At 40.8% G+C, this 8,572-nt stretch carries 4 protein-coding genes and 1 pseudogene; 1 reads left to right on the top strand and 4 read right to left on the bottom strand.

Annotated elements, in window-relative coordinates:
* Positions 1-114: 114 nt before the first annotated feature.
* Positions 115-1,488: pseudogene (locus AACL61_RS01700) on the top strand (APC family permease).
* A 108-nt stretch (positions 1,489-1,596) separates the two neighbouring features.
* On the opposite strand, the gene AACL61_RS01695 reads toward AACL61_RS01700, so the two are convergent.
* The 4 genes from AACL61_RS01695 to AACL61_RS01680 all read right to left on the bottom strand — a co-directional run bounded on the left by AACL61_RS01695 (position 1,597) and on the right by AACL61_RS01680 (position 8,511).
* A complete protein-coding gene (locus tag AACL61_RS01695; RefSeq protein ID WP_086142337.1) occupies positions 1,597-2,064 on the bottom strand; it encodes a Dps family protein in 468 nt (155 codons plus the stop codon).
* Between the two features lie 144 nt (positions 2,065-2,208).
* Complete coding sequence (locus AACL61_RS01690) at positions 2,209-4,872, bottom strand: HAD-IC family P-type ATPase (protein ID WP_339110898.1); 2,664 nt, start codon at positions 4,870-4,872, stop codon at positions 2,209-2,211.
* Positions 4,873-5,107: 235 nt separating this feature from the next.
* Positions 5,108-6,019 (bottom strand): proline-specific peptidase family protein, encoded by a 912-nt coding sequence (locus AACL61_RS01685; protein ID WP_078010028.1) that lies wholly within the window; start codon positions 6,017-6,019, stop codon positions 5,108-5,110.
* An 89-nt stretch (positions 6,020-6,108) separates the two neighbouring features.
* Entirely contained in the window at positions 6,109-8,511 is a 2,403-nt protein-coding gene (locus tag AACL61_RS01680) for a Xaa-Pro dipeptidyl-peptidase (RefSeq protein WP_339110897.1), read from the bottom strand.
* Between the last annotated feature and the right edge of the window lie 61 nt (positions 8,512-8,572).

Here is an 8,572-nt window from a genome sequence, read left to right as displayed (position 1 = left end):
TATGCGATGTTTCCAGAATCTCCCACTTCAAGCATTAAACCGTAGGTTTAGCTAAGTGGGAGTAGTTCAATTGAAAAGACTACAATATAAATGGAATTATAAATTTTATGTGGGGTGGTCATTATCAGTAATCAAAAATCAGTACCTAAAAAGCTATCATTCATTTCGATTTACTTTTTAGGAATTAATGGAGTAATTGGTTCAGGAACATTTTTACTGCCATCTGTTATTTATCGGTACATGAACTTATCGGCTGTAGCAGTTTTGCTATGTACAGCAATAACCGTTTCATTGATCGCCCTATGTTATGCCGATCTTTCTAGTCGTTTTACCGGCTCAGGTGCAGCATGGCTTTATTCTTATCATGCATTTGGCCGATTTACCGGTTATGAGTTGGGGATTTTTACCTGGTTCTTAGGCTGCTGTACCCATTCAGCGGAAATCGTTGCCTTATTAACTACCCTCAAGAACTTTTTGCCAATCTTTAATCGGCCGCTTATCTATGGAGCCGCTGCTTTTGGCTTAATTGTGCTCTTTGCGGTTATTAATTTCTTCGGCCACGGCCTTGTTAAACTGGTTAATAATGTATCAGCGGCTGCGAAGATCCTTACGCTGATCATCTTTATTGTCGTTGGGGTCTTCTTCATCCATAAAGCTAACTTCTCACCAGCGATTCCCCAAGCAGCTTTAAAGGGACCAATGTCATTTATTCATCATTTTGGTGAAGCCTTTACCCCGATCTTTTATCTTTTTACTGGTTTTTCATTTTTACCAATTGCTGCTAAGCAAATGAAGAATCCAGAAAAGAATATTCCTCGGGTGTTAATTGCAGTCATGGTTAGTGTAACTATTTTGGATGCATTGATGATGACCGTTGCCGTTGGACTTTCCGGGACTAAATTAGGCGGCTACTCGACACCACTGGCTAATGCTTTGGGAGGTGCCCTTGCGAAAGGACTCGGAACCACTATTGGTAAGTGGGGATATGCCTTTATTATTTTCGGGATGCTTGTAAGTATCTTTGGGGTTGCCTTTTCATCTTCGTTTAACACGCCATCGTTAATTACTTCAATGGCCAATGAGCACGGCATGTTGCCAAAGTTTATTGGGAAGAAGAATAAGCATGATGCCCCATGAGTCGGAATTTTATTAACATCCATCCTTTCTGCTTTATTCGCTACCCAGAGTTATCTCTTCTTGGTTAGTTGTACAGTCTTAGCTTCATTCATTCAATATGTTCCCTCAATTCTTGCCGTCATTAAATTTGAACATAGTAACGAATATCCAACACATGGTTTCAAATTACCCAGGAAATATCTTATCCCCATTTTTGCATTGTTAGTTTCTTGTTACATGGTTACTAATTTTACGGCTAAGACCTTGCTTGTAGGAACTGTCATCGCCATTCTTGCCGCGGCAGCATACTTCTTTATCAAGAAAGATCGTAGTTATGAAGAAAAGCATGTAGAATGGCTTGATGACTTGTGATTAAAAGATGAAAAAGAAGGACTCCTAGATAATCAGAAAAAATAATTTTTAGACAATAAATCGGCACCAAACGTTCGAATCTCGATTAGTTTGGTGCCGATTTCATTATTAGTTGTCAATTTCTGGTGCCTGATCTAATTCTGCTTGCAGCATCCAGATTTTCTTTTCAATTGCCGTCTTAAATCCAATGAAGATATCTTGGGTAGAATAATCTTTTTCAATGTCAGTCACTTCAATTCCATGCTGATAAAGGTCCTCAAGATAACGATAACCAGCGACTAAATGCGCAAGCCGTTCTGCCGTTGTTTTATCAAAGTTTCCTGGCCAGTCTTTAATTTTCGTATGGGTTGCGACTTCTTTAAGGGTCGAATAAGGTTCACCGTCGAGAGTTAATAATCGTTCAGATATTACATCAAGTTGATCGTTGATTTCATCCATAAATTGGTCCATTAATGGGTGAAGCTTTAGAAAGTTAGTGCCACGCATATACCAGTGAGTTTGATGAATTATCATTGCCATTTGACTCAGATCAGCAACTAATTGATTAAGTGTTTCTTTGGTTTCTTGATATTTCATGATAAGACTCCTTTTCTATGTGTTAGGTATATTATATCAGATTTCGGAATACGCTTACATGGATTTGGTCAAAACATTACGAAAGCTTATGAATTAAAAAATGCCACTGAAGAAGATGAAAAATCTCATTCAGTGGCGTTAATTTTACCGTCGATTTAGACGGAAACGAATCATTTTATCAGATTCAGTACATAAGAAGATTAAGCAAGAGAAGACAATTACTGCTAGCCATTCCAGTAAACTTATTCCGGTCACGTGGAAGGCAGCCTGCATAAATGGAACGTAGGTGAAGATCAATTGGAAAAGAATCATCAATCCAATAACGCCCCAGGCTTTCTTACCAATATTTCCAACTTCTTTTAGTCCATATCGTTCAGTTCGAATGCTGAAGAAGTAGAAGGCCTTACTAATAACAATGGTATTAACCATCATTGTTGTAGCGTTGACAACGTCTGCCCCAGCACTGATGAACCATTCGTAACCAATTAAGGCGAACAGCGCCATTAAGGCTGAGACATAACCCATCTGGATTAAATCATGTCGATTCATTAATCGTTGGGTCACAGGACGCGGATTGCGATCCATGATGCCCTTTTCTGCTTTTTCAAAGACGAACGCAAACTGGATAGTGATTGCGGCGATTAAGTTAATCCACAATAGCTGAGCTGGTTGGAGGGGAACTTGCTGACCAGTAAGAATGGAGAAGGCGACCACCAATCCTTCAGCAAAGGAGGTTGGTAATAAGAATAAGATACTCTTTTTGATATTGTCGTAAATTCGCCGACCTTCTTTGATAACAGCAGCCATTACCGCAAAGTTATCATTTCCTAAGATCATGTCAGCAGCATCTTTAGCGACGTCCGTTCCCTTGATCCCCATTGAAATCCCAATATCGGCTTTCTTTAAGGCGGGTGCATCGTTAACTCCATCCCCAACCATCGCGGTGATCTTTTGCCGGTTTTGGAGCGCTTCAATAATTTCAAGCTTGTTTTGTGGAGTCGTCCGCGCAAAGACTTGGTTATCTAAAGCGGCCTCTTCTCGTTCACTGGCAGAAAGTTTATCCCATTCTGCACCTGTGATTGCGTTGATCGGGCCCGTCGATAAGCCTAGTTGCTTACCGATTGCACGGGCGGTTTGCGGGTCATCCCCCGTAATCATTTTAACGGAAACACCAGCATGGTTCATTTGCTTTAACGCAACAATCACTTCTTCGCGTGGTGCGTCTTGAAGAGCAGCTAAGCCAAGTAAGTGAATTCCCCTGTAGAGGTGGTCATGTTCGACTTCTATTAGATTTTTGCCATTAACAGGTTGATAGCCAACCGCAATAACTCGTTTTCCGGCTTTGGACCAGTCATCTACCCGTTGTTGCCACTTGGCAGTATCAAATTGTGGATCTTCTTTTGCGGCCATTTCGAAGAGCTTGTCTGGAGATCCTTTAACAAAGATTACTTGTTGTTTATCTTCTGGATCACGAGTTAATTCAGCGATATAACGGTAATCAGAATCAAATGGAAGGAGGTCAACAGCTTTATATGGCGATTGATATTTAGCCCCAAACGCTTTGTGATAAAGAGTTAAGAAAGCTCCATCAGTTGGTTCACCATTAATATGCCAGGTGCCGTCTTCATCAGTTAAAGCCGTATCATTTGCTTGGTATCCAGCCTCTAAGAAAAGTTTGAGCTGATCTGTCAGTTGAGCTGGTTTGCCATTTAAGAGAATCTCACCATTAGGAGCATAACCAGTTCCGGTAACCGTGTAGTGTTTATCGCCGACCCATAACTCAATGGCGGTCATTTCGTTTTTGGTAAGAGTTCCTGTTTTATCAGTAGCAATAACATCGACCGAGCCTAATGTTTCAACAGCAGGCATTGATTTGATAATTGTCTGATGCTCTTTGGCCATTTTGCTAATACCAAAGGCTAAGATAACAGAGGTAATTGCAGGCAAACCTTCTGGGATCGCACCAACCAACATTGCCACGACTGCAAGCGCAAGGGCAGGCAAGGAGTAAATTTCGAGGAAGAAACCGACAACGAAAACAATCACTGAAGCAGTAATTGTAATGTAAGAAACGACCTTTCCAACATGGTCAATTTCTTTAGTTAATGGGGTCTTCTTTGGCTTGATTTGCGCAACTTCTTGTGAAATCTTACCAATTTCGGTTTGTTCACCAGTTGCGACTACGACTCCTAGGCCACTTCCGCTTGTAACTGAAGTCGAAGCATATGCCATATCAACACGATCAGCGAGAGGAACGTCTTGGTCGGTAATTGCTTCATCAGTTTTGATAACCGAATTAGTTTCACCGGTTAAAGCCGATTCTTCAATTCGTAAGTTATCAGCTGAGACAATCCGTAAGTCAGCTGGTACATTATCACCGGCTTCGAGGAAAACAACATCCCCACGGACAAGATCCGCGGCATCAATATCTTGTCGTTTACCATCCCGGTAGACGGTGGCATGTTGCGCCATCATCTCTTTAATTTTGGCGAGGGCATTCGCTGCGCTTGATTCTTGGAAATAACCAATGAGCGCGTTTAGAATGACAACCGCCCCGATAACAATCGCATCAGTATAGTGACCAATTAAAACGGTCAGTAAAGTAGCGGCTAATAAAATGTAGATAACAATATTGTTAAACTGGCGTAAGAATAGTTTCCACTTGGGCGTTGGTTTTACTTCAATGATATTACGTCCTTCATCGGCAAGCCGTTTTTCGACAGCTTGGGTTGATAGGCCGTGAGTAAAATCAGTTAATTGGTATTCTTTCTTTATTTCGTCAGTTGTTAGTTGATAATTTTCTTTCATTTTTCCCCTTAAATATATAAATTGAGTAAAGTAACTAATGCTTAAAGGTCCCACACCTTAAGCGAACAACATCAGTGAAGCCGTATTAAGTTTTTGCTTTAATCATTCCTTCGTATTTATCGTATAAATATCGTACCATATTCATTTAATATTTTAGTTCTAGTTAAGATATTTTTAAAATATGATTCATGAATAATTAATAAAAAGACCGAGAAACGTTTCCTCGGTCTTTTTATTAATTATTAAACGTATTATTTTCAACATTCCGAATGAAGTCAGCGAGGTGCTTGTAATAAACATTGGGGTTGTCTACCATGTGGTGGTGACCACCATCGGGAGTAGTAACTAACTGTGAATTTGGAATGAGACTATTCATTGTCTTAGCAGTTTCGATTGGCATCGTTTCGTGTTCACCAAATGTAATTAAAGTTGGCACCTTAATATTCTTCAATTGGTCACGGAAATGCCAGTCTTTAAGCTTACCGGTAATCACAAATTCGTTATCACCTTGGAAGACGTTGTAAACCGCTGTGCCGCCAAGGTCTTTAAGATGATAAAGCTTGGATGGCTGCTTCCGGTCAACGTATTGTTCATTCATTACTTGAACGTATTCTTGATACTTAGGATTACTGTAATCGTTCTTGGCTTCGCATTCTTTCATAAAGGCAACTGCTTCTGGAGAAAGAGTCTTTTCCCGTAATTCATTAACCCGGTCGACATATTCATCAATTTCGTCAACCATTGAAGAAATAATTGCGCCCTTAAGATGTTGGCCATACTTAACAGCGTATTCTTGAACTAAAAGGCCACCCCAACTTTGACCAATAAGATAGAAATTGTCTAAGCCAAGCTTTTCTCGTACTTCATCTACTTCATCAAGGAAATATTCGTAAGTAAGGTACTTCTTCGCAATCTCAGGGTCAGAAAAATCTGGTTGATCAGAATATAGTGAACCTAATTGATCATACATTGTTACTTGAACGTTAAGACCTTGCTTCTTTAATTGTTCAGCAGCGTCTTCCCAGTATTCATGATTGCCACCAGGCCCCCCATGCAAAGCTAATAAATGAATATCACCTTCACCTTGGGTATTCGTCCACAGATGATAGCCGTTATCAAGGGTAATAATTTTAGTGCCTTGTTTCATTCTCGAATCTCTCCTTTTTATTGGTAATACTAACTATTCTACCGCAATTAGCTGAATTCTGCTAAAACTAGTTTTAACACGCTGTCTTTTTAAGCTAAAACGCTGAAGCCAGGAATGTCAAGATGACAGCCATTCAGCTCTATTTGATATTCAATCCGTTCGTTGCCACGAAGCGTGTATTCGTAATCAGTGCTATAAATAATGATCCCTAATTGATGGCCAGCTACAATTCGGTGGAAAATTGGTTGAAGATCAAACTTAACGGTGACAAATTGATTAGCGGCTAATTCGTCAATCTGTGCTGGATTGTTTCGATTTTGCAAATTAATATGTCCACTTGTGATTACCTTATAATTAGTTGTTTCTTTTGCTAATTTAAATTCGCGAAGGTCATCTGTCTTCCAGTGATAACCTAGCTCAAGACCATTACGATTAAACAGAACAGGCGACATTGTAAGGCGTTTGCTGCTGCCCAGGTCAACAAGCCGGGCACTAATCATTCCATAATTTTTCGAAGAAGCTACTTTTAATGTGACAGTCGGAGTTCCACGGAGAAGCGTATCATTATTAAATACAGCAGTTACGAAGCGCCGACTAAATTGACCGTTATCATTCACGAGTGCCTTTGCCCATGCTTGGGGTTGTTTACACCATTGAAGGTACTTCTCTTCTGGTTGTTGGTCATTAAAGCTTTGGATTCCTAGTCCGGGCAAATTCGTTAGGCGATGGTTGTTAAATTGGTACTGTTTTTGTTCGCCTGCAGTCCATTGATCATATGCGGTCCAAGTTTCGGGGGTGCTATTGTCTTGCACAAGAACACTTGGCAGGGTATCATCAGCATGATTTTTTTGACCCCAGAGCTTATTAGCAAGCCAGAGATTAACCATGTCAGAGAAATCTAATGAACGAAAGGCATTGATATAAATATGTTGTCCTTGGTGAAGGATGAGTTTGCTTGTAATCGGCAAACTTTGAGTGCCGTCATAAAGTGCTTTAACGTTACTAGGACGGACATTGGTATCATTAAGGCCATGCACCATCATCACGGCAGCTTTGATGTTTTCGAGATCATGCCGATAATTGCGGTGGTCCCAGAACTCGTTATAATTACCAGACGTCCGATCCATTGCTCCTTGCATTTTAGCAATATATTTATCATTTACTTTTTCAATTCGGCGGTAGTCTGCTGGACGTTTGGTTCGACTGAATGTTTCGTCAGCTAAAACATCTGCGTCCTCCCCTTGAAAGCCACCGGGTGCCCGGACAAGGCCGTTTTCCCGGTAATAGTCATACCAACTTGAAATGGCCGCTTCACTAATAATTGCTTCGAGGCCAGGTACACCAGTGGTTGCGACAGCGGTGGCTAGAGTGCCGAGATATGAGCGTCCTGTCATTGCGACTTTACCATTACACCAGGTCGCCTTGATTGTGGTACCGCTATGACGGTCAGTAAAGGCTTGCCGATCACCATGAAGCCACTCGATGACAGCCTTCATCGCATCAGTCTGTTCTGGAGAACCACACGTTTGCAGACCATCCGAATCTTTGGTACCAATTCCGGCTGAATAAACAACCGCATAACCACGGGCGGCGAGGTAATTATTTAGTGTGTAGGCTGGCGTGGTACTAAATGTCTCAGTAGCTTGCCGACTTTCGCCAGTAACTTTTTGGCGTGAAAAGTCAGTCGGAAATTTTTCTTCAGTCGGGGCCTGATAATCAGGATCCTTATGTTTCAAAGGAAGATTGACGTTATGCGTTGCTTTTTCGCCCCATTCATCGTTTGTTCCTTGATTATAAGGACTAGCAGTAAAGACAACGGGAACTTTTAGTCCATGGTCCGATTCGATTGGCCGCATAATTTCCGCTTTAACTAAATCTGCTTTACCATCAAAATCAGTATCCATATCGGTCTCAATGTAAACAACCTCACGAATGAATTTAGCAGGGTCAAAACTAGCAAGCGGCTTTCCATTGAAAAAGAGTGGTTTTTGTTCAGCTGGAAGCTGGTAACTCCAAGCCATAAAGCCCTCTGCCGTTAAATGATCAATAAGCGATTGACCATTTTTATTATGAGTATTTAAAAGAAGGTAAAAAGCATCGGTAACGTTTGCGGTTGTCCATTTTTGATGTGATTCGACTGGCAAGCCAATTTTCTTAACTGTAGCAAGGGGATCTGTAATATCAAAATCAACTGCGGCCTCAAAATCGAGTAGTTGGAGAGCGACGAGGTAAAATACTTCATCGGTTAATATTTGATTCTGGTCAAACCAATCATCAAGAGCAAGGTCAGGAGTAGCTAATAGGTCATGAAGCCACTGTTTAGTGATGATCGGCTGGGCACTTGCCATATGAATTCGTGCTAAGAAGATTTCAAACATTGCGTTCGGTGTTAAATTTTGTTCTTCGTTTTTCCGAAGCAAGTGAATCTGCATTAATTCTTGGCGCCGTGCCTGTGGTGTAGTCGAAGTAATACTAAATTGATTGATTTTCATCTGGAACACCTCGTATAAAATTTGATATATTAATTATCGCACTTTTATCCATAAATTTGCG

The sequence above is a fragment of the Limosilactobacillus reuteri subsp. porcinus genome (assembly GCF_036621895.1).
Classification (GTDB): Bacteria; Bacillota; Bacilli; order Lactobacillales; family Lactobacillaceae; genus Limosilactobacillus; species Limosilactobacillus reuteri_J.
The sequence above is the reverse complement of the archived record's forward strand: the minus strand, read 5'-3'. Positions and strand labels throughout refer to the sequence as shown.